This is a genomic window from Comamonas sp. Tr-654, from assembly GCF_011752915.1.
Taxonomy (GTDB): Bacteria; Pseudomonadota; Gammaproteobacteria; order Burkholderiales; family Burkholderiaceae_C; genus Comamonas.
The window spans coordinates 447,351-471,496 of sequence record NZ_VWWQ01000003.1; the positions used below are offsets into that span (position 1 = coordinate 447,351).

Genomic DNA, 24,146 nt, shown 5'->3' on the forward strand with positions numbered 1-24,146 from the left:
GGCTGCAGGCCAAATCGATACATCCGCCCATTTCAACCCAGCCCCAGAGCGGTCACGCCCAGAGCGATCATGATGGCACCGGCGATGCGCAATGCTCGGTCGCCCTCGCCCAGCAGCCTGCCGCCGATCAGGGCCGCGAACAGCATGGACACCTCGCGCGCAGGCGCGACATGGGAGATGGGCGCGCTTTGCACCGCATACAGCACCAGCACATAGGCAATGGGACTGAAAAATGCCACCACGGCCGCATAGCGCCACTGCAGACGCCACAGGCGCTTGGTCTCAGGCCAGTCCCTGGCGGCCAGCGGCGCCAGAATCACCAGCCGGATCAGATTGCCCATATAGTCCACCAGAATCGGCGACATCATCAGCATCTTGACGGCATAGCTGTCCACCACCGTATAGCTGGCAATGAACAGCCCCGTCAGCAGGCCGTAGTAGAGACCGGACAGCACGCGCTGGCGAGCCTCCAGATCCTGCCCCTCACGGATGGCCACAATCATGCGCGGGCCGCCCGCAATCAGAAACACGCCCAGCACCACGCCCGCAATACCGGCAGCCCCCAGCGTGGAGATCTGCTCGCCGAGAAAGATCACGGCCACCAGCGAAGAGATCAGCGGCCCGCTGCCGCGCGCCAGCGGATAGACCACCGTCAGGTCGGCCACGCGATAGCCGCGCAGCAGCACAATGAAATAAGCCACATGCAGCACGGCGCTGGCCGTGACGAATGCCCACTCCATCCAGCCCCAGCCAGGCACCACATCCTTGCCCAGCCACCAGCCCAGCGGCAGCCAGATGATGGCGTTGCAGATGGCGGTGTAGAGCGAAAAGCGGGCGTCTCCGCCGGCCTTCTTGGCCACGATGTTCCAGCCCGAATGAATCAGGCCGGCCAGGATGATGAGAGTGAACGCTTGCAGGGACATGGGAGCCGGAAATGCAAAAGGCCGCGCGACGCGCAGCCTTTTGAAAAGAAAAGTTCAGTTGCTCATCTGGCCGAACATGGCCAGTGCGTGATGTGACTGGCGCAGCACATGTGAGGGACGCCAAGCAAGGGCCGCCCCGCAGCAAAGGCGTCGTCCCCCCCTGGGGGAAGGCGCGAAGCGCCACAGGGGGATCATTTATTTTCGGGCTGCTATGAGCGAGAGGAATTCGCGGCGCAGTTCGGAGTTGGTCAGGAAGGCACCGCGCATGACGGAGTTCAGCATCTTGGAGTCCATCTCGCGCACGCCGCGCCAGGACATACAGAAATGCGAGGCTTCCATGACCACGGCCAGTCCGTCGGGACGGGTCTTGTCCATGATCAGATCAGCCAACTGGATGATGGCTTCTTCCTGAATCTGCGGACGGCCCATGATCCAGTCCACCAGACGCGCGTACTTGGACAGGCCGATCACGTTGGTGTTCTTGTTGGGCAGCACGCCGATCCAGATCTTGCCGATCACGGGGCACAGGTGGTGGCTGCAGGCGCTGCGCACAGTGATCGGGCCGACGATCATCAGCTCGTTCAGGTGCTCGGCATTGGGGAATTCGGTGATCGCGGGCTGGGCCACGTAGCGGCCACGGAAGACCTCGTTCAAATACATCTTGGCCACGCGGCGGGCCGTGGCACGGGTGTTGTGGTCGTGCACGGTGTCGATCACCATGGAATCGAGCACGCCCTGCATCTTATCCTGCACCTCGTCCAGCATTTTCTCCAGCTCGCCGGGCTCGATGAATTCGGAAATATTGTCGTTGGCGTGGAAACGCTTGTTCGCCGCCTGCAGCCGCTCGCGGATCTTGACCGAGACGGGCGTACCTTCGGCCTGGTTGTCTTTTTTCATATCGGCGAGATCTCTGAACATCCAAGGATGGTACCAGTGAATCAACTTCCCGAAGCTACAAAGGATTTGGCATCCAGAGGCAGATTCACAAGGCGTCGGAAGCTATTGTTTCAGGAGCAATCACTCAATCAGCCTGCACCCGGAGCCAGAGATGGCGAGAAAGGGGAAGGCACAGGGCCGGGCCCAGGGCTGCTATAGCTGGAACTCCGCGATCAGCGGCAGATGATCCGACATGCGCCACCAGATGCGCCCCTTGGGCACCTGCAGCCCCAGCGGTGTCAGGCCGCGCACATAGATATGGTCGAGCTGCGCAATCGGCAGCCGCGAAGGATAGGTCAGAATGCCCTGCGTCTCCTCGTACTCGAACAGGCCGAAGCCCGCCAGCATGCGCTTGATCTGGTTGCCCCAGTCATTGAAGTCGCCCGCCACCACCAGCGGCGCATTGGGCGGCACCTCGCGCTCGATGAAGCGCTGCAGCAGTGCAATCTGGCGAATGCGGCTGCCCGGAATCAGGCCCAGGTGCACGACGATGGAGTGCACGCGCTTGCCGTGGATGTCCAGCTCCACATGCAGCAGGCCGCGCTGCTCGAAGCGGTGGTCCGAGATGTCCTCGTGCTGGTAGCCGATCACCGGCCAGCGGCTGAGCAGCGCATTGCCGTGCTCGCCGTCCCTGGTGTAAGCATTGGTCAGATAGACGGACTCGTAGCCTTCGGGAGCCAGGTACTCGGCCTGCGGCACATTGGGCCAGCGGTCGAAGTACTGCTCCTCCTTGCGGTTCATCTTGCGCACTTCCTGCAGGCAGACGATGTCCGCATCGAGCTGCTCCACCGCGAGTCCCAGATTGTGAATCTCCAGGCGCCTGGCAGGGCCCAGGCCCTGCACACCCTTGTGAATGTTGTAGGTGGCCACGCGCAGGATCTGCGGCTCTGGCGGTGTAAACAACTGAACTTCAGACATAGGCACTGATGGTTTCAAGGCTGCTGCCTGCACCGGCGCTTGGCCAGCGCCGGCTCGAAGCGCGGCAACAGCAAAATAGCTTCTGCGTTGGAAGAAGAAAAGCAGCGCTGGGCTGCCTCACGCCAATCATGCCAATCATGTGCGGTGTGCTCCCTGGGATTCAAGTGCACGCTCAGGTGAGATGGCACACGGAGGCCGAAGACACGCTCCTGGTTGTGGCTGACACCCGGCGCGTAGCGATGCAGCCATTGAGGATAGATGGCGTAGACGTTCTCGAGTTCCCAGTCTGTCAGGCAACAGTCCGGCGCCAGCGCATCGATGCCGGTTTCCTCCAGCACTTCGCGCACCGCGGTTTCATGCCAGTCCTCGTCCAGGCTGTCCTTGCTGCCCGTGACGGATTGCCAGAAAGGCTCGCCCTCGGGCGCCGCAATGCTGCGACGCAGCAGCAACACCTTCCCGTCTTCACGGTAGATCACGACCAGCACGGACTGCGGAATCTTGTAGGGCCTGACTTCCATCGCAGCATATTAGCGCGGCCAGGATGACAGCATGCGGAGTCGCCCTGCTGCTTGATAGCCATCAATATTCATAGCTTCTACCGCATGCCATTCATTGAATTCAGACTAAAAACTATCTGAATTTCAAGATTGACAGGCGCAAGCAGCTCCCAATTTCAAAGCAACAAAAAAGCGCCAGCCGCTTTCGCGAACTGGCGCCCGGTGGTGAACAGCGACCGGCGCTGTTCACGGGAAGCTAGGCAATCAAGCCTCGGTGGTGACCACCATGGGGTTGCGCAGCTTGATGTGCAGCTCGCGCAGCTGCTTCTCGTCCACGGGCGAGGGAGCCTGGGTCAGCAGATCCTGGGCGCGCTGTGTCTTGGGGAAGGCAATCACGTCGCGGATGGAGTCGGAGCCGGTCATCAGCGTGATCAGACGATCCAGACCGAAGGCCAGGCCGCCATGGGGAGGCGCACCGTATTGCAGCGCGTCCAGCAGATAGCCGAACTTGGCGCGCTGCTGCTCGGGCGTGATGTTCAGGGCTTCGAACACCTTGGCCTGCACGTCGGCGCGGTGGATACGCACCGAGCCGCCGCCCAGTTCCCAGCCGTTCAAGACCATGTCGTAGGCCTTGGCAATGCACTTGCCGGGATCGGTGTCCATCAGGTCTTCGTGACCATCCTTGGGCGAGGTGAAAGGATGGTGCACAGCCACCCAGCGGCCGGATTCCTCGTCGTGCTCGAACATGGGAAAGTCCACCACCCACAGCGGTGCCCACTTGTCTTCGAACAGGCCGTTCTTCTTGCCGAATTCGCTGTGACCGACCTTCAGGCGCAGAGCGCCGATGGAGTCGTTGACGATCTTTTCCTTGTCTGCGCCAAAGAACAGCAAGTCGCCATCCTGGGCGCCGGTGCGCTTGATGATTTCGGCGATCGCTGCGTCGTGCAGGTTCTTGACGATGGGCGACTGCAGGCCATCACGGCCCTTGGCCACTTCGTTCACCTTGATCCAGGCTAGGCCCTTGGCGCCATAGATCTTCACGAATTCGGTGTAGCCGTCGATTTCGCCGCGCGAGATCGATGCGCCGCCAGGCACGCGCAGGGCCACGACACGGCCGCCCTTGGTGGTGGCAGGGGTGGAGAAGACCTTGAAGTCCACATCGCCCATGCAGTCGGTCAGCTCAGTGAACTCCAGCTTGACGCGCAGGTCGGGCTTGTCCGAACCGAAGCGGAAGGCCGCATCCTGGTAGGTCATGATGGGGAACTCGCCCAGATCCACGTTCAGCTGGGTCTGGAAGACTTCCTTGATCATGCGCTGGAAGATAGCGCGGATTTCCTCTTCGTTCAGGAAGGAGGTTTCGCAGTCGATCTGCGTGAATTCAGGCTGACGGTCAGCGCGCAGGTCTTCGTCGCGGAAGCACTTGGTGATCTGGTAGTAGCGGTCGAAACCCGAGACCATCAGCATCTGTTTGTACAGCTGGGGCGACTGGGGCAGCGCGAAGAATTCGCCGTCATGCACGCGCGAAGGCACGAGGTAGTCACGGGCGCCTTCGGGCGTGGACTTGCCCAGCATGGGAGTCTCGATGTCGATGAAGCCTTCCTTGTCGAGGAAGTTACGCACCTGGATGGCGGTCTTGTAGCGCAGCATCATATTGCGCTGCATCACGGGACGGCGCAGGTCCATCACGCGATTCGTGAGGCGCACGGTTTCCGACAGATTGTCGTCGTCCAGCTGGAAAGGAGGCGTGACGGACGCGTTGAGCACGTTCAGCTCATGGCACAGCACTTCGATCTGGCCGCTCTTGAGCTTGTCGTTGGTCGTGCCAGCGGGACGCGCACGCACAACACCCTTGACCTGCACGCAGAACTCGTTGCGCACGTCTTCGGCCACCTTGAACATCTCGGCGCGGTCGGGATCGCAGACCACCTGCACATAGCCTTCGCGGTCGCGCAGGTCGATGAAGATCACGCCACCATGGTCACGGCGGCGATTCACCCAGCCGCACAAGGTCACGGTTTCGCCCATTTGGGCTTCGGTCACCAGACCGCAGTATTGAGAACGCATTGCCATGAAAATTCTTCCTGCACCTTAGGGGTGCGACAAGGTTGTTTGTTTGGATTCTTCGATCAGTGCGAGGTCTGGCGGAGCCACCACGCCCATCGAAACAATGTATTTGAGCGCTGCATCCACACTCATTTCCAGCTCGATGCATTCGCTCTTGCGAACCAGCACGAAATAACCCCCTGTGGGGTTTGGCGTAGTAGGCACAAAGACGCTCAGATATTCGTCGCGCAACAGGGCCGCCACCTCACCGCTGGGCTGGCCTGTGACGAAAGCCACGGTCCATACACCCTCACGCGGCCACTGCACCAGCACTGCCGTGCGAAAAGCGTTGCCGCTGTCGGAGAACACGGTGTCCGAGACCTGCTTGACGCTGGAATAGATGGAGCGCACCACGGGAATGCGGCGCACCAGCGCATCACCCCAACCCACCAGCTTGCGGCCGATGAAATTGCTGGCAATGCCGCCCACGAGCAGCAAAATCAGCAAGGTCAGAATAACGCCAAAGCCCGGAATATGCATGCCCAGCAATCTGTCGGGCTGCCAGGCCTCGGGAAGAATGGCCAGCGTCTGATCCAGCGTTCCGATGATCCAGTTGAGCACGCCCAGCGTGATGACCAGGGGAACGATGACCAGCAAACCGGCAATCAGCCACTTGCGCAATGCAGACATAGTGTGGGTAAGCCTCAGGAATTGGCGGGTGCAGGGGCTGCGGCTGCTGCAGCGGCACTGTCACTGGATGAAGAGGTGCTTGCAGCCGGCTTGCTGCCGCTGTTCTTGAAGTCCGTGGCATACCAGCCAGAACCCTTGAGCTGAAAGCCCGGAGCGGTGAGCTGCTTGGAAAAGGCCTCGGCCCCGCAAGCTGGGCACACGGTCAGCGGCGCGTCCGAGATTTTCTGCAGCACATCCTTGGCGTGGCCGCAGGAACCACACTTGTATGCATAGATAGGCATAGCGCTAAAAACGGGGGAAGTGCAAAAACCCTCAATTATAGGCGCCGCCCCTGGTTTTGCTGCGCTGCGCAAGCAAGCCCCGGCGGCGCCGGTTTGCGCCCTCAAGCCTTGATCTCGGCAAAGGACTCTATTTCACGGTGATGGTTGCTGATCCACTGGGGCAGCAGCGAGCCTGCCAGCATGCCGACGACCGCAGCCAAAAGACCAGCCAGCTGCTGTGGAAAAGCCTGGTTGAGCACGGGCGTGACCATGAAGATGAGCCACACACCGATGCCCAGCGCCACGGCGCTGATGGCGCCCTGGGTGGTGGCACGCTTCCAGTACAGGCCGAACACCAGCGGCACGAAGGCCCCCACCAGCGGCACCTGATAGGCACTGGCGACCAGCTCATAGATGGGCGTGCCTTCCATGACGATCGAATAGGCCAGCACACAGGCCGCGAACACCAGCACGCTGATGCGCATGGTCCTGAGATTGTCCTTGTCCGAGGTGTAGGGGCGGAACTGACGCCAGATGTTCTCGGTGAAGGTCACGCTGGGGGCCAGCAAGGTGGCGGAGGCGCAGGACTTGATGGCCGAGAGGAGCGCTCCGAAAAACAGCACCTGCATGGCGAAAGGCATCTTGTCCATCACCAGGGTGGGCAGCACCTTCTGAGGATCATCGGCCAGCAGCGCCGTGGCTTCGGCGGGCATGATGATGAGCGCACTGGCCACCAGAAACATGGGCACGAAGGCAAAGATCACATAGCAGGCTCCGCCAATGATGGTGCCGCGCACGGCCGACTTCTCGGTGTCTGCCGACATCACGCGCTGAAAGATGTCCTGCTGCGGAATCGAGCCCAGCATCATGGTCACGGCAGCGCCGATGAAGAAAACGATTTCGTGCAGCGAAGGCTCGGGCAGAAACTTGAAGAGATCGCGGCTGGTGGCCAGATCGACCACCTTGCCCGCGCCGCCCGCCATGTCACCGGCAAAAAAGGCCAGTATCAGCAGGCCGGCGACCAGAATGATCATCTGCACGAAATCCGTCACGGCCACCGACCACATGCCGCCGAACAGGGTGTAGACCAGCACGGAGAGCACGCCGATCGTCATGCCCATGGGAATGCTGACGACACCGCCCGAGAGTAGGTTGAAGACCAAGCCCAGTGCCGTGACCTGGGCGGAGACCCAGCCCAGATAGCTGAGCATGATGATCAGCGAGCAGACCACCTCGATAGTCCGGCCATAGCGCGAGCGGTAGTAGTCGCTGATGGTCAGCAGATTCATGCGGTAGAGCTTGGCCGCAAAAAACACGCCCACCAGGATCAGGCACATGCCCGCGCCAAACGGGTCTTCCACCAGCGCATGCAGTCCGCCTTCGATGAACTTGGCAGGCACGCCCAGCACCAGCTCGGACCCGAACCAGGTCGCAAAGGTGGTGGTGATGATCATGTAGAGCGGCAGATGACGCCCGGCAATGGCGAAATCCGCCGTGTTCTTCACGCGTCTGGCGGCCCACAGACCAATGCCGATGGTCACTAACAGGTAGACGATCACCAATGAGAGCAGCACGCTGGCACTCCTCGAACTCTAAAGAAAGGGAAAGCTCAGAAACGGATGCGCAGCAGAACCTGCAGCACCACCAGACCGATGACGAAACCGATACCGCCGCAGAGGATGGCCTGCAGCAGACGGTTGGTCGTTTTCTGCTGCTGCAGCAGCTCCTTGAGCAGAGTCTCGCTGTCATTGCCAGCGCCATGCCTGGACAGATACTGGTGCAGCACCCGTGGAATGTCGGGCAGGATCTTGGCGTAACGTGGGGCCTGAGCCTGCAGCTCATGCCACAGGCGCTGCGGCCCCATCTGGTCCAGCATCCATTTCTCGAGGAACGGCTTGGCCGTGCTCCAGAGGTCGAGGTTGGGGTCGAGTTGGCGCCCCAGGCCTTCGATATTGAGCAAGGTCTTTTGCAGCAGCACCAGCTGGGGCTGGATCTCGACCTGGAAACGGCGCGAGGTCTGGAACAGGCGCATCAGCACCATGCCCAGCGAGATTTCGGCCAGAGGCCGGTCGAAATAAGGCTCGCAGACGGCGCGGATGGCCGCCTCCAGCTCCTCGACGCGTGTCGTGGCCGGCACCCAGCCGCTTTCCACGTGCAAGGCGGCAACGCGCTTGTAGTCGCGGCGGAAGAAGGCCAGGAAGTTCTGCGCCAGATATTCCTTGTCGAACTCGGTCAGCGTGCCGACGATGCCGAAGTCCAGCGAGATATAACGTCCGAAGGCATCGGGCTCCAGGCTGACCATGATGTTGCCCGGGTGCATGTCGGCATGGAAGAAGCCGTCACGGAACACCTGGGTAAAGAAGATGGTCACGCCGTCGCGCGCCAGCTTGGGGATATCCACGCCGGCTTCGCGCAGGCGCTCGACCTGGCTGATGGGCACGCCCTTCATGCGCTCCATCACCATCACATCGGTGTGGCAGTAATCCCAGTGGATCTCGGGGATCAGCACCAGATCCAGCCCTTCCATATTGCGGCGTAGCTGCGCGGCATTGGAGGCTTCACGGATCAGATCCAGCTCGTCGTGCAGATAGTTGTCGAACTCGGCAACCACTTCCTTGGGCTTGAGACGCTTGCCGTCGTGGGAGAGCCTTTCCAGCCAGCTCGCCATCATGTGCATCAGCGCCAGATCCTTGTCGATCACGGACTTCATGCCCGGACGCAGCACCTTGACGGCGACATCGTGCTCGATACCGTCCTTGTCGCGGATCCGGGCAAAATGCACCTGGGCAATCGATGCGCTGGCCACTGGCTCGCGCTCGAAGCTGATGAAGATCTGCTCCAGCGGCTTGCGAAAGGAACGCTCGATGGTGTCCACCGCAATCTGGGAATCGAACGGCGGCACGCGATCCTGCAGCTTGGCCAGCTCCTCGGCCACATCGGGCGGCATCAGGTCACTGCGTGTGGACAGTACCTGACCGAACTTCACGAAGATCGGGCCCAGTTCCTCAAGTGCCTCGCGCAGGCGCACGCCACGCGGCTTGTCCAGCTTGCGGCCGAAGGTGAGCACGCCGCGCAGGCTGCGCAGTCGCGGATGCGGAATCCCGGAGAGCACCAGCTCGTCGAGCCCATAACGAAACACCACCCAGAGGATGGCCCAGCCTCGCAGAAAACGGCTCATGGCTGTGTGTAATCGGCGCCGGGCATGGCTGCCACGGGGGCCGTGCTGGCAGGATGGGCCGCATCGGCAGCAGAGGCGGATTTGCCGCCCATGCGTGCGCCGACGAACTGACGCAGCCCTTGAGCAGCGGTGCGAGCCACCTTGGCGATGGTGTGGGCCGGCACGTCACCGATCAGGCGGGCCAGGTCTTCCTCCACATCCCACTTGACGTTATCCACCAGCCAGTTGATTTCGGCGGCAAACTGCACGTCGCCTTCGATGCGAATGCTGGGCTTGTCGCCACGCAAGGCCGTCTGGGCCAGCGACAGCGGAGAGGTCTCCGTGACTTCCAGCATCAGATCGGGCGCCGCCTCGGCAGGAGCCAGATCGAACAGGCCGGCAGGGGTGACCAGCAAGGCGACCGAGTACTGGCGCCATTGCACGCGCGCAATACGGCCTTTCTGGCGCACGAGGCGATCCCTGGCCTCTTTTTCCTGCATCAGCACATGGTTGAGGAAAAGCACCAGACGCTGATGCATTTCACTCACCAGCCATTCGGGAGCTTGGGGGCCGGCCATCACGCGTTCGACGAGACCGCCCAGAAAAGAAAAAGGGGACTGTGTTGCCATAGTCCCCGATTATTCATGAAATTGATTCCCTGCTGTGGCGCTTTGCACCTTCGCCCTGAGGGGACGGCGGCTTCGCCGAGAGGCGAAGGGCCGGTCAGGCTCTCGCTGGGCGTCCCCGGTCGGGACATGCCAGTTAGAGCCCTGGCTTTATTGCAGCGCCTGCACGCCTGCCACCAGCCAGCCGCTGGCACCGCTCTTGGGCTTGGTCATGTTCCAGACTTCGCGGAAGGGGCTGGGGCCTGCCGAGGCCTCTTCACGGATCATGCCGGAGAACTCAACGCTGGCCATATAGCCATTGCCCAGATCTTCGATGCCCAGCAGTTGCGCATCGATCATCAGCACATCGGTGTGGTTGGGTTCACCGGCACGCTGGCTCTCGCGTTCGGACAGCTGGCTGCGGATTTCCGAGAGCATCTCGTCGGTCATCATGGAGCGCAGGGTCGTGATGTCGGACCTGTCCCAGGCCGATTGCAGCGTCACGAAGTTGCGCTTGGCTGCCGTGAGAAAGCCTTCGGCATCGAAGTCTGCGGGCACGCCCCAGTTCTGCGAACCCGACAATGCAGATCCGATCATGGAGCCACCGGCTGCTGCTGCGGCTTCGGGAATATGGTTCTGCTCCCAGGGACGAGCCGACGCATCATTGCCCACTTTTTCAGGGTTGTACTGGCGAGCCTGGGGAGCGTTGGCATCACCGCCCAGATTGCCTGCGCCCTGAAAGGCGAATGGGCTGTGATTGCTCTGCATGGCAGGCGCGGGCTTGCGACGGCGCATGATCATGCCGACCACCACCATGATCACCATGGCGAGCAGACCGAACATCAGCATATTGGCAAAGGCTTCGCCCATGCCCAGCGAGTTGGCCAGCCAGGCCAGGCCCAGGCCTGCGGCCAGGCCACCCAGCATGGCACCCCATGGCTTCTTGGGTGCAGCGGCCGGAGTTGCGGGCGGGGCCGCGCGGTTTTGCTGCGCCGCATTCTGCTGCCCAGCCTGCTGGGGATTCTGAGCAGGAGCACGAGAAGCTTCACGCTGGGTGACGTTGCCCGACTGTTTGCCCAACGATGAGCCGCCGCCCATGCGCTTGGCATCGGCCTGACCATGTGCCACCACCAGCATTGCCACCAAGGCGATTGACCAAAGTTTCTTCATCTCATCTCCCTTCTTCTAGAAAGTCGCTACAAATCTGCGCACCAGGCGCACTTAACACTTGATTCCCACATGCAAGGCACAGACGCCTCCCGTCATGTTGTGATAGTCCACATGACCAAAGCCGCATTGCTGCATCAAGGCCTTGAGTTCCTTCTGGCCCGGATGCATGCGGATGGATTCGGCCAGATAGCGATAGCTTTCGGCATCGCCGGCAATCATCTTGCCCATGGCCGGCAAAACCTTGAACGAGTACCAGTCATAGGCCTTCTCCAGGGGCTTGGCCACCTTGGAGAATTCCAGCACCAGCAGCTTGCCGCCAGGACGCAGCACGCGGTTCATTTCCTTGAGCGCGGCATCCTTGTGCGTCATATTGCGCAGACCGAAGGCCACGCTGACCAGATCGAAATAGTTGTCGGGAAAAGGCAGCTTTTCCGCATCGCAGACCAGCGTGGGCAGGATCACGCCCTTGTCGGTCAGACGGTCGCGCCCCACACGCAGCATGGCTTCGTTGATGTCGGTGTGTACCACCTGACCACTGGCCCCGACCTTCTTGGAAAAAGCCAGGGACAGATCACCCGTGCCACCTGCGATGTCCAGCGCCTTGTCGCCTTCCTTGAGGTTGGCCACCATCAGCGCGTAAGCCTTCCAGGCACGGTGCAGACCGCCCGACATCACGTCGTTCATAACGTCGTACTTGGAAGCCACGGAGTCGAACACACCGCGTACGCGCGATGCCTTCTCGCTTTCATCAACAGTCTGGAATCCGAAGTGTGTGGAGCTCATAACAAGGAATGCTAAGCAGGCAGTGCTTGCGCGTACAGCGACAACCCCGTATAGCTACAGGCTTTGAAGCACTATGGTTTTTGGAAAGAATTCGCCTCGAGCGCTTATTTCACATGCGCTTCCAGCTATTGGAAATATAGCACCAGCCTCAATAACCCTGCGCTGCACGCATGGGCGATGTGGCGTGTGCGGGACGTTGCTGCCGGCTTTTGGGCCGACATGCAAGCCCCTGAAAGTCAAAGCTCAATGCACGCTGCAGCCATGACCGCCGGCGCCCTTCTCGGGCATGGGCGTGTCGCGCTCCAGTCCGGCCTCCTGCAGACGCTGCAGATATTGCTGCCACAGAGCGTCCTGCTGGCTACCCAGCTGGTAGAGGTATTCCCAGGTGTAGAGGCCGCTTTCGTGCCCGTCGCTGAAGAAGGGCTTGATGGCGTAGTTGCCGACCGGCTCAACGGTGTTGATGCCCACATCGCGCTTGCCGGTCTGCAGCACTTCCTGGCCAGGGCCGTGGCCCTGGACTTCGGCCGAGGGCGAGTACACGCGCAGCAGCTCGAACGGGATGCGGAAGGTCTTGCCATCCGAATAAGAGACCTCCAGCACGCGCGATGCACCATGCACGGTCAGCGACTGGGGGGTGGGAGTGTTGGCTTGCAGTCCTGCCATGGTTTTCTCCTAATCAATGCATAAAAGGGCAGCCTCAAGCTGCCCTTTGTATCTCCCGACGGAGATGAACGACATCACGAAGCCCAGAGGGCCAGTGCCTTTTGCAGCATCTCGTCCACCTGCGGCAGCTGGCGGGCAATCGCAGCTTCGCGGGCTTCATCGCGCTCGCGCTGGGCCGCAGCCCAGATCGAAGCGGGAAAGTGGCTGTCCCAGTCATAGCGCGCAATCACATGCCAGTGCAGATGCGCCACCATATTACCGAGAGCCGCCAGATTGATCTTGGTCGGAGCCAGTTGCTCGCGCAACACCCGCTCCACCAGGGCCACCGCATCCATGCAGACAATGCGATCTGCCGCGCTCAGATCCGAGAACTCGGCCGCATGCTCATTCCAGACCACGCGATAAAAGGCCGGAAAGCCAGCTTCCACAGCGCGGATCACGCGCAGCTTCTCACCGCTCCAGATCAATGCGCCGCCATCGGTTGCACACAGAGGACAATTTTCAACCAGCATCTGAAATCTCCATTGCAATGCTTCTCGATGTGACACCGGCACAGGCCAGAGACACCGAGGCAGGACCGCCCCGGCCTCCCTTGGGGAAGGCGCGAAGCGACTCAGGGGGCATCACACCAGCACGCGTTCGATACCGCCCTGGTTGGCGCGATTCACATACTCGGCCATCCAGTTCTCGCCCAGGATGTCGCGCGCCATCTCGACCACGATGTAGTCGGCTTCGAGCAGACCGTTGTTCAGATCGTTGCCGTAGCGGCTCAGGCCCTGCAGGCAGCTGGGGCAGCTGGTCAGGATCTTGACGTTGTCCTGGGCGCCGAGCTGACCGTTGTCGCGCAGCGCGGCCTCGCCCTTGCGGATCTCTTCGGTCTTGCGGAAGCGGATCTGCGTGGAGATGTCGGGACGCGTCACCCCCAGCGTGCCGGACTCGCCGCAGCAGCGCTCGCTCTTGAGCACGTTGTCGCCCATCAAGGCCTTGACGGTCTTCATCGGGTCCTGCTGCTTCATGGGCGTGTGGCAGGGGTCGTGGTAGAGGTACGAGCCCTTGTTCTGCAGCGTGATGCCTTTTTCGAGCAGATATTCGTGGATGTCGATGATGCGGCAGCCGGGGAAGATCTTGTCGAACTGGTAGCCCTGCAGCTGGTCATAGCAGGTACCGCAGCTCACCACCACGGTCTTGATGTCCAGATAGTTGAGCGTGGTCGCCACACGGTGGAAGAGCACACGGTTGTCCGTGATCATCTTCTCGGCCTTGTCGAACTGGCCCGAGCCGCGCTGGGGATAGCCGCAGCACAGATAGCCGGGCGGCAGCACGGTCTGCACGCCGGCATGCCAGAGCATGGCCTGCGTGGCCAGACCCACCTGGCTGAACAGGCGCTCGGAGCCGCAACCAGGAAAGTAGAACACCGCTTCGGTGTCCGACTTGGTGGCCTGCGGGTCGCGGATGATGGGCACGTAATCCTTGTCCTCGATGTCCAGCAAGGCGCGCGCCGTCTTGGTCGGCAGACCGCCGGGCAGCTTCTTGTTGATGAAGTGGATCACCTGCTCCTTGATGGGAGCCGTGCCCACCGATGCGGGCGGGTGCGCGGTCTGCTTCTTGGCAACCGCTCCCAGCACGTCGGCCGCCAGGCGCTGGGCCTTGAAGCCCACGCCCACCATGGCCGTGCGCATGAACTTGATGGTGTCGGGATTGGTGGCGTTGAGCATGGCCATGGCCAGCTTGTTGCCGGGACGGAAGCTCTTCTTGTCCATCTTGCGCAGCAGATTGCGCATATTCATGGTCACGTCGCCGAAGTCGATCTTGACCGGGCAGGGGTTGAAGCACTTGTGGCAGACCGTGCAATGGTCGGCCACGTCCTCGAATTCCTGCCAGTGCTTGATGGAAACGCCACGGCGTGTCTGCTCTTCGTAGAGGAAGGCCTCCACCAGCAGCGAGGTGGCCAGAATCTTGTTGCGTGGCGAGTACAGCAGATTGGCGCGCGGCACATGGGTGGCGCACACAGGCTTGCACTTGCCGCAGCGCAGGCAGTCCTTGACGGAGTTGGCGATGGCGCCGATATCCGACTGCTGCATGATGATGGATTCGTAACCCATCAGACCAAAGCTGGGCGTATAGGCATTGGTCAGGTCGGCAAACATCAGCGACTCGCGCGGCGAACGGCCATCGTGACTCTGGTGCGCCAGGGCATCCCACTCTTCGTTGCGGATCAGCTTGCCCTTGTTGAAGCGGCCTTCGGGGTCCACACGCTTCTTGTAATCGGCAAACGGCGCGAGTTCGGCATCCGAGAGGAATTCCAGCTTGGTGATGCCGATGCCGTGCTCGCCCGAGATCACGCCGTCCAGACTGCGCGCCAGCTCCATGATGCGGGCCACGGCTTCGTGCGCGGTCTGCAGCATTTCATAGTCATCGGAGTTGACGGGAATATTGGTGTGCACATTGCCGTCGCCGGCGTGCATGTGCAGCGCCACCCAGACACGGCCCTTGAGCACCTTCTGGTGAATCTCGTTGACGGATTCGCGCAGCTGCTGGAAGGCAGCGCCAGCAAAAATCTTGGACAGCGGCTCCTTGAGCTGGGTCTTCCAGCTCGCACGCAGGCGGTGATCCTGCAGCTCCGGGAACAGCGTGGCCACGCCGTCCAGCCAGCCTTGCCAGAGCTCGCGCACCTCGGCCACCAGCGCCAGAGCCTGCTGCACGCGGTCTTCCAGCAGCTCGGCGCTGGGGATGTCGCCGGCATCGTCGCTCTTGCCCAAAGGCAGATCGGAATGCTTGAAAAAGCCGCTCAGCTCGTCGCAGAGCTTGAGCTTGTTGCGCAGCGACAGCTCGATATTGATGCGCTCGATGCCATCGGTGTACTCGGCCATGCGCGGCAGGGGAATCACCACGTCTTCATTGATCTTGAAGGCGTTGGTATGGCGCGAGATCGCTGCCGTGCGCTTGCGGTCCAGCCAGAACTTCTTGCGCGCCTCGGCGCTGACGGCGGTAAAGCCTTCGCCGTTGCGCGAATTGGCGATGCGCACCACCTCGGCCGCCACGCGGGCCACTTCGTCGGCGTCGTCACCGGCGATATCGCCCAGCAGCACCATCTTGGGCAGACGGCCGTTGCCCTTCTTGCTCTTGGTCGCGTAGCCCACGGCCTTGAGGTAGCGGTCGTCCAGGTGTTCGAGACCGGCCAGCAGCACGCCCGAGCGCTTTTGCTCGGCGAACATGTAGTCCTTGATCTCGACGATGGAGGGCACGGCATCCTTGGCATTGCCGAAGAACTCCATGCACACGGTACGCGTGTGCGCCGGCATGCGGTGCACCACCCAGCGTGCGCTGGTGATCAGACCGTCCGTGCCTTCCTTCTGAATGCCAGGCAGACCCGAGAGGAATTTGTCGGTCACGTCCTTGCCCAGACCTTCCTTGCGGAAGGTGTGGCCAGGAATGTCCAGGCGCTCGGTGCGCACAGGGGTCTTGCCGTCCGCCTCGAAGTATTTCAGCTCGAAGCAGGCCATCTCGGCGTCGTGAATCTTGCCGAGGTTGTGATCCAGGCGCGTGACTTCCAGCCACTGTGCATCCGGGGTGACCATGCGCCAGGACACCAGATTGTCCAGAGCCGTACCCCAGAGCACCGCCTTTTTGCCGCCCGCGTTCATGGCGATATTGCCGCCGATGCAGGATGCCTCGATGGAGGTCGGGTCCACGGCAAATACAAAACCGCCGCGCTCTGCCGCGTCGGCAACGCGCTGAGTCACCACACCGGCTTCGGAGTAGATGGTGGGCACTTCGTGGTCCACGCCGGGAATCATGCGCATCTCGACTTCGGTCAGCGCCTCCAGCTTTTCGGTGTTGATGACCACCGAACGCCATGTTAAAGGAATGGCACCACCCGTATAACCCGTGCCGCCTCCGCGCGGAATGATCGTCAGGCCCAGCTCGATACAGCCCTTGACCAGGCCTGCCATCTCGGCTTCGGTATCAGGCGTCAGCACCACAAACGGGTACTCGACGCGCCAGTCGGTCGCGTCGGTCACATGGGCCACGCGCGACAGGCCGTCAAACTTGATGTTGTCCTTGGCGGTATAGCGGCGCAGTGTCTTCTGCGCGCGACGGCGAAGCTGCTCGGCTTCGACAAACGTGGCATTGAATTCATGCACTGCGCGATGGGCCGCCTCCACCAGCTGACCCACCAGTTGATCGCGCACGGTATCCTCGTTGGGCTCGCGGCGCTTGTCGATCTCGGCCAGACGATGCTCCAGCGCCTCGACCAGCGACTTGCGGCGGTCAGGGTTGTGGATCAGATCGTCCTGAAGATAGGGATTGCGCTGCACAACCCAGATATCCCCCAGCACTTCGTAGAGCATGCGGGCGGATCGGCCGGTGCGGCGTTCCTGACGCAGCTGATTGAGCACATCCCACATGGATGAGCCCAGCAGACGAATCACGATCTCACGGTCAGAGAACGATGTGTAGTTATAGGGAATCTCGCGCAGTCGTGCGGGTTCGGCAGCCTGGGCCTGGAGGGCGGCAGCCAACGCAATCGGTACATTCATGGGGTAGACCGTATCGGGCGCCCTCTGTGTGGCGCCCCTAAGCCAGTGGGATGGCGATTTTAAGCGACGGCAGCTCAGCCATGCTTTGCTATGGGTTCTGAGTGGTCAGCCCTGCTATCGCCAAAGCAGCAGCAAGCCCCGGGCAGCTTCGCTGCATGACAACGCGGCGCGACACTGCGAATTCGCTCACAGCACTTGCCTCTCAATCATCGATGAATCTTCCATAGGCTATTTAGACAAAAATCATACATTTCCGAATCAAAAACAACTCAATACGAAAGACTACCAACAACAAACGAAATGCCGTTGACCTAGAATGGCGCAGCTTCGCGCACCATCAATTGTCACCAGATCGTCATGCAACGGCTTTTGACTCCGGGTTCTGCCCATGGTGAAGCGCACAAGCCCATGCAAACAATGACATCCATATGTCATACGAATGACTTAATGTGCATCACCGCATATTTCGTCAACGAAAGTTAGAGGAGCCTTCATGCAATTCAAGCAACTGGCCATGGCCGCCGCCGTCGCCGCAACTGCCTTCTCGGCACAAGCCACCACCGAAATCCAATGGTGGCACTCGATGACTGCCGTGAACAACGAGTGGGTCAATGACCTGGCCAAGCAGTTCAACGAGAGCCAGAAGGACTTCAAGATCGTCCCCACCTACAAGGGTGCCTACGACGAGTCCATGACAGCCGCGATTGCAGCCTTCCGCTCGGGCAATGCACCGGACATCCTGCAGGTGTTCGAAGTGGGCACTGCCACCATGATGGCTTCCAAGGGCGCGACCGTACCCGTGGGCAAGGTGATGGCCGACGCCGGTGTCGCTTTCGACCCCAAGGCCTACATCCCCGCCGTGGCCGGTTACTACACCGCCCCCAACGGCCAGATGCTGAGCTTCCCCTTCAACAGCTCGACAACGATCTTCTATTACAACAAGGACGCCTTCAAGAAGGCCGGCCTGAACCCCGACAAGGCCCCCACCACCTGGCCCGAAGTCTTTGCTGCCGCCAAGAAGCTCAAGGAAAGCGGCCACAGCTGCCCCATGACTCTGGCCTGGCAAGGCTGGACCCAGCTGGAATCCTTCTCCACCTGGCACAACGTTGAGTTCGCCACCGAGCAAAACGGCCTGAGCGCCAACGGCTACAAAGCACGCATGAAGGTGAACTCGCCTCTGCACGTCAAGCACATCGACAATCTGGCCGCAGCAGCCAAGGCCGGCGAGTTTGTCTACAAGGGCCGCGGCTCCATTCCCCAGGCTTCGTTTACCGCCGGTGAATGCGCCATGATCCAGACTTCGTCCGGGTTCTACGGCGATGTGGCCAAGAACGCCAAGTTCGCCTACGGCCTGGCTGCCCTGCCCTACTACCCCGATGTCAAGGGTGCTCCCCAGAACACCGTGATCGGTGGCGCTTCGCTGTGGGTGATGTCCGGCAAGAATGCCGAGCACTACAAGGGCGTGGCCAAGTTCTTCGAATTCCTGTCGCAGACCAAGGTGCAGGCCGCTTCGCACCAGCGCACCGGCTACCTGCCCGTGACCATGGCCGCCTATGATCTGACCGACAAGTCCGGCTTCTACGCCAAGAACCCCGGCACCGATACCGCCGTGACGCAGATGATCCGCAAGGTGACCAACAACTCGCGCGGTATCCGTCTGGGCAACTATGTGCAGATCCGTACCATCGAGGACGAAGAACTCGAACAGGTGTGGGCTGGCAAGAAGACCGGCAAGCAGGCTCTGGACGCCATCGTGACCCGTGGCGACGAGCTGCTGGCCCGTTTCGAGCGTTCCTACAAGAAGTAATCCTGAGGGTGCCTCAGGGCACCCCCAGACCCGCTGTGCCTTCACCCAAGGCACAGCCCTTTGAATGCCACGTTGACTGAACCCAGGCTCCGGTGGTTTTTTTATTTGTGACTCCTCATGGAAAAACGCGTTCTTTTCCGATCCAGGTGGCTGCCCTGGGTGCTTATCGCACCCCAGCTCCTCATCATCGGCATCTTCTTTTTCTGGCCCGCTGGTCAGGCGGTACTCCAGTCATTCCAGATGGAAGACGCGTTCGGCATGAGCACCGAATGGGTGGGCCTGGACAATTTCCGCCAGTTGTTCGCCGACCCCACCTATCTGGACTCCTTCTACCGCACCGCGCTGTTCTCGGTGCTGGTGGCGGGCGTGGGCATTGCCACATCGCTGGCACTGGCCATTTTTGCGGACCGCATCGTGCGCTTCGCCATGGTCTACAAGACCCTGCTGATCATTCCCTATGCCGTGGCCCCCGTGATTGCCGGCGTGCTGTGGATTTTCATGTTCTCGCCGTCCATCGGCGTGGTGGCTTATTTCCTGGGCAAGCTTGGCTATGACTGGAACCACCTGATGAACGAGAACCAGGCCATGGCACTGATTGTGCTGGCCGCCGTGTGGAAGCAGATTTCCTACAACTTCCTGTTCTTCCTCGCAGGACTGCAATCCATACCCAAGGCCCTGATAGAAGCGGCCTCGATTGATGGTGCCGGCCCCTGGCGCCGCTTCTGGAACATCCAGCTGCCGCTGCTCTCGCCCACCACCTTCTTCCTGCTGGTGATCAACATCGTTTACGCCTTCTTCGACACCTTCGGCATCATCGATGCGGCCACCCACGGCGGCCCCGGCCAGTCCACGTCAATCCTGGTCTACAAGGTGTATCTGGACGGCTTCAAGGCGCTGGACCTGGGCGGCTCGGCTGCGCAGTCCGTGATCCTGATGCTGATTGTTGTTGTGCTGACTGTGATCCAGTTCCGCTATGTTGAAAAGAAAGTGCAGTACTGATCATGGTTGACCGCAACCCCTGGCTCAATTTCTTCTCGCACCTGGTGCTTGTCGTCGGTGTGGCCATCGTGGCCTTCCCGCTGTATCTGGCACTGGTGGCCTCCACCCATACGGCCAGCGAGATCGTGCAGGCGCCCATGCCTCTGCTGCCTGGCACCCACCTGTGGGAAAACTACAAGGAAGCACTGCTGGGCTCCGGCAAGCTGGGCTCCAACACCAGCGTCGTCCACATGATGTGGGTGAGCTTTGTCGTGGCCATGATCATCACCGTGGGCAAGATCGCCATCTCGCTGCTGTCGGCCTTCGCCATCGTGTACTTCCGCTTCCCGTTCAAGATGATCTGCTTCTGGGCGATTTTCCTGACCCTGATGCTGCCCGTGGAAGTTCGCATTCTGCCCACCTACAAGGTCGTGGCCGAACTGGGCCTGCTCAACAGCTACGCCGGTCTGTCTCTGCCTCTGATTGCCTCGGCTACCGCCACCTTCCTGTTCCGCCAGTTCTTCCTGACGGTGCCCGATGAGCTGGTGGAAGCCGCCCGCATCGACGGCGCCGGCGCCATGCGCTTTTTCAAGGACATCCTGGTGCCCTTGTCCAAGACCTCGATTGCCGCGCTGTTCGTGATCCAGTTCATCTACGGCTGGAACCAGTACCTCTGGCCCCTGCTGATGACCACCTCGGAAGACATGTATCCCGTGGTCGTGGGCATCAAGCGGATGGTCGCTGGCGGCGGCGAAGCCGCCATCGACTGGAACATCGTGATGGCGACCGCCATCCTGGCCATGCTGCCACCCACGCTGGTGGTCATGCTGATGCAAAAGTGGTTTGTCAAAGGCCTGGTGGATACCGAGAAGTAAGGCTCTCGACCACGACCTCCACCACCTTCTTTTGACCCATTGAACGAATACCTGGAATACCTCCCATGGCATCCATCTCCCTGAAGAACATCGTCAAGCGCTATGGCACGGGCAAGTCCGCCGTGCCCGTCATTCACGGCATCAACGTCGAGATCAACGACGGCGAATTCATCGTGCTGGTCGGCCCCTCGGGCTGCGGCAAGTCCACCCTGCTGCGCATGATCGCCGGCCTGGAAGAAATCACCGATGGCGACCTGCTGATCGGCTCCAACAAGGTCAACGACCTGGAGCCCGCCAAGCGCAATATCGCCATGGTGTTTCAGAACTACGCGCTCTACCCCCACATGAGCAACTACGAGAACATGGCCTACGGCCTGAAGCTCGCCAAGGTGCCCGAGGACGAAATCAAGCGTCGTGTGGACAAGGCCGCCAAGATTCTGGAACTGAGCCATCTGCTGGACCGCAAGCCGCGCCAGCTGTCGGGCGGCCAGCGTCAGCGCGTGGCCATGGGCCGCGCCATCGTGCGTCAGCCCCAGGTGTTCCTGTTTGACGAACCCCTGTCCAATCTGGACGCCAAGCTGCGCGGCCAGACCCGTCTGGAGATCCAGAAGCTGCACGCCGAGCTGGGCATCACCAGCCTGTTCGTGACCCACGATCAGGTCGAGGCCATGACCCTGGCCCAGCGCATGGTCGTGATGAACGGCGGCAATGTGGAGCAGTTCGGCACACCCGAAGAGGTCTACCACACACCGGCCTCCACCTTTGTGGCGGGCTTCATCGGCTCCCCTCCCATGAACCTGCTCAAGCACTCGCCCAATGGCAAGCCCGGCCTGATCCTGGGCATCCGCCCCGAGCACATCGACCTGGTGGAAGCCGGTGGCGTGGAGTTCAAGGTACAGACCGTGGAATTGCTGGGCGCCGAACGCCTGCTGCACGGCAAGGTGGGCGATGAAGACGTTACCGTGCGCGTGGAAGAAGGCAAGCCCTACCCCAAGCCCGGCGAAACCGCCCGCATCTCGGCACGCGAAGACCGCCTGCACTGGTTCAACGCCGAAACCGGCAAACGCGCCTAAATCGAAACACCCCCTGAGCGGCTTCGCCGCTTCCCCCTCTCTGGCGCAGGCGCCGGAGGGGGACGACACCCTCGGTGCGGGGCGGCCCTTCCTCGGTGTCTCCTGTTTGAATGCTGCCTGCTCCAGGCGCAGCGCCAAACTCGCAGAAAAGTGTTGAGCCGCAAACCTTTGTTGGATTGATCATGACTACTGCATTGAAACCCTGGCCCTACCCACGTTGGGTCGCCCACCGCGGCGCCGGCAAGCTGGCACCGGAGAACACCATGAGCGCCTTCCGCCTGGGCGCGCAGCATGGCTACCGCTTCTTTGAATGCGACGCCAAGCTCAGCCAGGACGGCGTGCTGTTTCTGATGCATGACGCCACGCTGGAGCGCACCACCAACGGCCACGGCATTGGCGGCGGACTCAGCATGGGCGAGATCGCCCAGCTCGATGCCGGCAGCTGGCACTCTCGCGCCTATGCGGGCGAGGCCCTGCCCACGCTGGAAGCCCTGGCACGCTGGTGCCTGGCCAACCATCTGCATCTGAATGTGGAAATCAAGCCAACCCCGGGCCAGGAACTGGAAACCGGCCGTGCCTGCGGCGAGCTGATGAACCGCATCTGGCCGAAGACCGAGGTGCAACCGCTGTTCACCTCGTTCAAGCCCGACTCGCTCAAGGGTGCCCGCGAGGCCGCGGCCCATATTCCGCGCGGCCTGCTGTTGGACAAAATCGACGGTAACGGTGATGCCGACCTGAAGCAGGCCCTGGAGCTGGACTGCAGCGCCATGGTGCTCAATCACGCCCTGTGGACGCCCGAGTTGGTGGCCAAGGTGCATGGCGCAGGCCTGCGTTGCAGCAGCTATACCGTCAACGACCAATGGGCCGCACAACGCCTGATCGACCTGGGCACGGACGGCATCATCACCGACCGCGTGGACCTTTTCAGCCCCGCGCAGACAAGCGAACAGCTGTAAATCAGTAGCTGCTTACGCATATCCACCTTGAATTTCAGCATCAATCAATGCTGAATTTCTTTCAAATCAGGCGCAAGCAGCTTCGATATCCATAGCAAAACAAAAGCCTGGCCACCCAAAGTGACCGGGCTTTTTTGCGTTCACCACCTCCAATACTGTCACTTACAAATCAGGGCAGCCCCTGCCCGCAGTGCGCAGCACTGCGAGAGCGGGGGAAGGCGCGGGGCCGCCTAGGCACAGCGCCTCAGGGGGTGTCAATCCAGTTTCGTGCCCGAGGCCTTGACGGCTGCCGCCCAGCGCGGCGTCTCGCCGGCCAGGAACTTGCCGAAGGCTTCAGAGCCGAGGAAGGCTGGATCGGCGCCCTGCTCGACCATGCGGCTCTTCACGTCGGGCATGTTCATCACCTGCTGGAAGGCATTGCTGAGCTTGGCCGTCACTTCCTTGGGCAGACCGGCAGGCGCCAGGAAGCCATAGAAGCCCACCACCTCGAAGCCCTTGAGGCCGGACTCGATGGCGGTCGGCACTTCGGGCAGCGCGGGGTTGCGCTCCTTGCTGGTCACGGCCAGGGCGCGCACCTTGCCCTGCTTGTGATAGGCGGCAGCCTGGGGAATGCTCTCGGCCATGAACTGCACCTGGCCACCGATCAGATCGGTGAACGCAGGCGCGCTGCCCTTGTAGGGAATGTGCACCAGATCCACGCCTGCGGCGCTCTTGAACATCTCGGGCACCAGATGGCTGATGCCGCCGTTGCCCGCCGAGCCGAAGTTGATCTTGCCGGGGTTGGCCTTGGCATAGGTAGTGAACTCGGTCAGCGTCTTGGCCGGCACCTTGTTGTTGACCAGCAGCGCCAACGGCTGCATGGCGGTGCGGGCAATCGGCGTGAAGTCCTTGAGCGTGTTGTAGGGCAGCTTGCTGTAGAGCGCAGGGTTGATGACCATCACGCCGGTATTGGCCAGCATCAGCGTGTAGCCGTCTGCGGGCGAGCGCATCACGTCCTGCGCCCCCACCGAGCCGCCCGCTCCGGGCTTGTAATCCACCACCAACGGCTGACCGAGCACGCCCTGCAGCTTGTCGGTCAGCAGACGGGCATGCTGGTCCAGCGGGCCGCCGGCGGGGAAGCCCAGCACGATGCGGATGGGCTTGGTCGGAAAGGCGTCCTGAGCCTGTGCGCCCGCGGACAAAAGCAGGCCTGCGCCAGCCATCAGGCCGGCCAGCATATTCATTGAAATCTTGTTCATTGTTGTCTCCTTGGTTTTAAGAATCATCGGCAG

General features: G+C 61.3%; 21 protein-coding genes. 5 read left to right on the top strand and 16 right to left on the bottom strand.

Annotated features, from left to right (window positions below):
- Positions 1–32 precede the first annotated feature (32 nt).
- The 15 genes from F3J24_RS11710 to F3J24_RS11780 all read right to left on the bottom strand — a co-directional run bounded on the left by F3J24_RS11710 (position 33) and on the right by F3J24_RS11780 (position 17,186).
- Positions 33–923 (bottom strand): DMT family transporter, encoded by an 891-nt coding sequence (locus F3J24_RS11710; protein WP_167006201.1) that lies wholly within the window; start codon positions 921–923, stop codon positions 33–35.
- Positions 924–1,118: 195 nt separating this feature from the next.
- The gene (folE, locus tag F3J24_RS11715) at positions 1,119–1,841 is read right to left on the bottom strand and encodes a GTP cyclohydrolase I (protein ID WP_167006204.1); all 723 of its coding nucleotides are present in this window, start codon (positions 1,839–1,841) and stop codon (positions 1,119–1,121) included.
- 171 nt (positions 1,842–2,012) lie between these two features.
- A complete protein-coding gene (locus F3J24_RS11720; RefSeq protein WP_167006207.1) occupies positions 2,013–2,777 on the bottom strand; it encodes an endonuclease/exonuclease/phosphatase family protein in 765 nt (254 codons plus the stop codon).
- A gap of 14 nt (positions 2,778–2,791) precedes the next feature.
- Positions 2,792–3,295 (bottom strand): dihydroneopterin triphosphate diphosphatase, encoded by a 504-nt coding sequence (gene nudB / locus F3J24_RS11725; RefSeq protein WP_167006209.1) that lies wholly within the window; start codon positions 3,293–3,295, stop codon positions 2,792–2,794.
- 243 nt (positions 3,296–3,538) lie between these two features.
- Positions 3,539–5,344, bottom strand: a complete 1,806-nt coding sequence (aspS, locus tag F3J24_RS11730; protein ID WP_167006211.1) for an aspartate--tRNA ligase — start codon at positions 5,342–5,344, stop codon at positions 3,539–3,541.
- Positions 5,345–5,362: 18 nt separating this feature from the next.
- Complete coding sequence (locus F3J24_RS11735) at positions 5,363–6,007, bottom strand: DUF502 domain-containing protein (protein ID WP_167006213.1); 645 nt, start codon at positions 6,005–6,007, stop codon at positions 5,363–5,365.
- A 14-nt stretch (positions 6,008–6,021) separates the two neighbouring features.
- A complete protein-coding gene (locus F3J24_RS11740; protein WP_167006215.1) occupies positions 6,022–6,288 on the bottom strand; it encodes an FmdB family zinc ribbon protein in 267 nt (88 codons plus the stop codon).
- Between the two features lie 101 nt (positions 6,289–6,389).
- On the bottom strand, positions 6,390–7,841 hold the full coding sequence (locus F3J24_RS11745; RefSeq protein WP_167006218.1) for a sodium:solute symporter family protein: 1,452 nt from the start codon (positions 7,839–7,841) through the stop codon (positions 6,390–6,392).
- Between the two features lie 35 nt (positions 7,842–7,876).
- Positions 7,877–9,445, bottom strand: a complete 1,569-nt coding sequence (gene ubiB / locus F3J24_RS11750; protein WP_167006221.1) for a ubiquinone biosynthesis regulatory protein kinase UbiB — start codon at positions 9,443–9,445, stop codon at positions 7,877–7,879.
- The gene (locus F3J24_RS11755; RefSeq protein WP_003058478.1) at positions 9,442–10,053 is read right to left on the bottom strand and encodes an SCP2 domain-containing protein; all 612 of its coding nucleotides are present in this window, start codon (positions 10,051–10,053) and stop codon (positions 9,442–9,444) included. Before F3J24_RS11755 ends, ubiB begins: the two co-directional genes overlap by 4 nt.
- Before the next feature lie 147 nt (positions 10,054–10,200).
- Complete coding sequence (locus F3J24_RS11760) at positions 10,201–11,199, bottom strand: Tim44 domain-containing protein (RefSeq protein ID WP_167006225.1); 999 nt, start codon at positions 11,197–11,199, stop codon at positions 10,201–10,203.
- A 51-nt stretch (positions 11,200–11,250) separates the two neighbouring features.
- Positions 11,251–11,982 (bottom strand): bifunctional demethylmenaquinone methyltransferase/2-methoxy-6-polyprenyl-1,4-benzoquinol methylase UbiE, encoded by a 732-nt coding sequence (ubiE, locus tag F3J24_RS11765; protein WP_043003481.1) that lies wholly within the window; start codon positions 11,980–11,982, stop codon positions 11,251–11,253.
- 243 nt (positions 11,983–12,225) lie between these two features.
- Positions 12,226–12,645: a gamma-butyrobetaine hydroxylase-like domain-containing protein gene (locus F3J24_RS11770; protein ID WP_043003482.1), complete on the bottom strand. Its 420-nt coding sequence runs from the start codon at positions 12,643–12,645 to the stop codon at positions 12,226–12,228.
- 74 nt (positions 12,646–12,719) lie between these two features.
- Positions 12,720–13,157 (bottom strand): HIT family protein, encoded by a 438-nt coding sequence (locus F3J24_RS11775; RefSeq protein WP_167006228.1) that lies wholly within the window; start codon positions 13,155–13,157, stop codon positions 12,720–12,722.
- Positions 13,158–13,268: 111 nt separating this feature from the next.
- A complete protein-coding gene (locus F3J24_RS11780; RefSeq protein WP_167006231.1) occupies positions 13,269–17,186 on the bottom strand; it encodes an FAD/FMN-binding oxidoreductase in 3,918 nt (1,305 codons plus the stop codon).
- 493 nt (positions 17,187–17,679) lie between these two features.
- Here F3J24_RS11780 and ugpB point away from each other — a divergent pair, with 493 nt between their 5' ends.
- The 5 genes from ugpB (at position 17,680) to ugpQ (ending at position 22,875) form a co-directional block, all read left to right on the top strand.
- Positions 17,680–18,993: a sn-glycerol-3-phosphate ABC transporter substrate-binding protein UgpB gene (gene ugpB / locus F3J24_RS11785; RefSeq protein WP_167006234.1), complete on the top strand. Its 1,314-nt coding sequence runs from the start codon at positions 17,680–17,682 to the stop codon at positions 18,991–18,993.
- 117 nt (positions 18,994–19,110) lie between these two features.
- Positions 19,111–19,992, top strand: coding sequence for a sn-glycerol-3-phosphate ABC transporter permease UgpA (gene ugpA / locus F3J24_RS11790; RefSeq protein WP_043003485.1), 882 nt, complete (start codon positions 19,111–19,113; stop codon positions 19,990–19,992).
- Positions 19,993–19,994: 2 nt separating this feature from the next.
- A complete protein-coding gene (gene ugpE, locus F3J24_RS11795) occupies positions 19,995–20,846 on the top strand; it encodes a sn-glycerol-3-phosphate ABC transporter permease UgpE (protein ID WP_003058493.1) in 852 nt (283 codons plus the stop codon).
- A 65-nt stretch (positions 20,847–20,911) separates the two neighbouring features.
- Positions 20,912–21,919: a sn-glycerol-3-phosphate import ATP-binding protein UgpC gene (locus tag F3J24_RS11800; RefSeq protein ID WP_167006237.1), complete on the top strand. Its 1,008-nt coding sequence runs from the start codon at positions 20,912–20,914 to the stop codon at positions 21,917–21,919.
- A gap of 182 nt (positions 21,920–22,101) precedes the next feature.
- Complete coding sequence (gene ugpQ / locus F3J24_RS11805) at positions 22,102–22,875, top strand: glycerophosphodiester phosphodiesterase (RefSeq protein ID WP_167006240.1); 774 nt, start codon at positions 22,102–22,104, stop codon at positions 22,873–22,875.
- Between the two features lie 254 nt (positions 22,876–23,129).
- On the opposite strand, the gene F3J24_RS11810 is transcribed toward ugpQ, so the two are convergent.
- On the bottom strand, positions 23,130–24,113 hold the full coding sequence (locus F3J24_RS11810) for a tripartite tricarboxylate transporter substrate binding protein (RefSeq protein ID WP_230629883.1): 984 nt from the start codon (positions 24,111–24,113) through the stop codon (positions 23,130–23,132).
- Positions 24,114–24,146 lie beyond the last annotated feature (33 nt).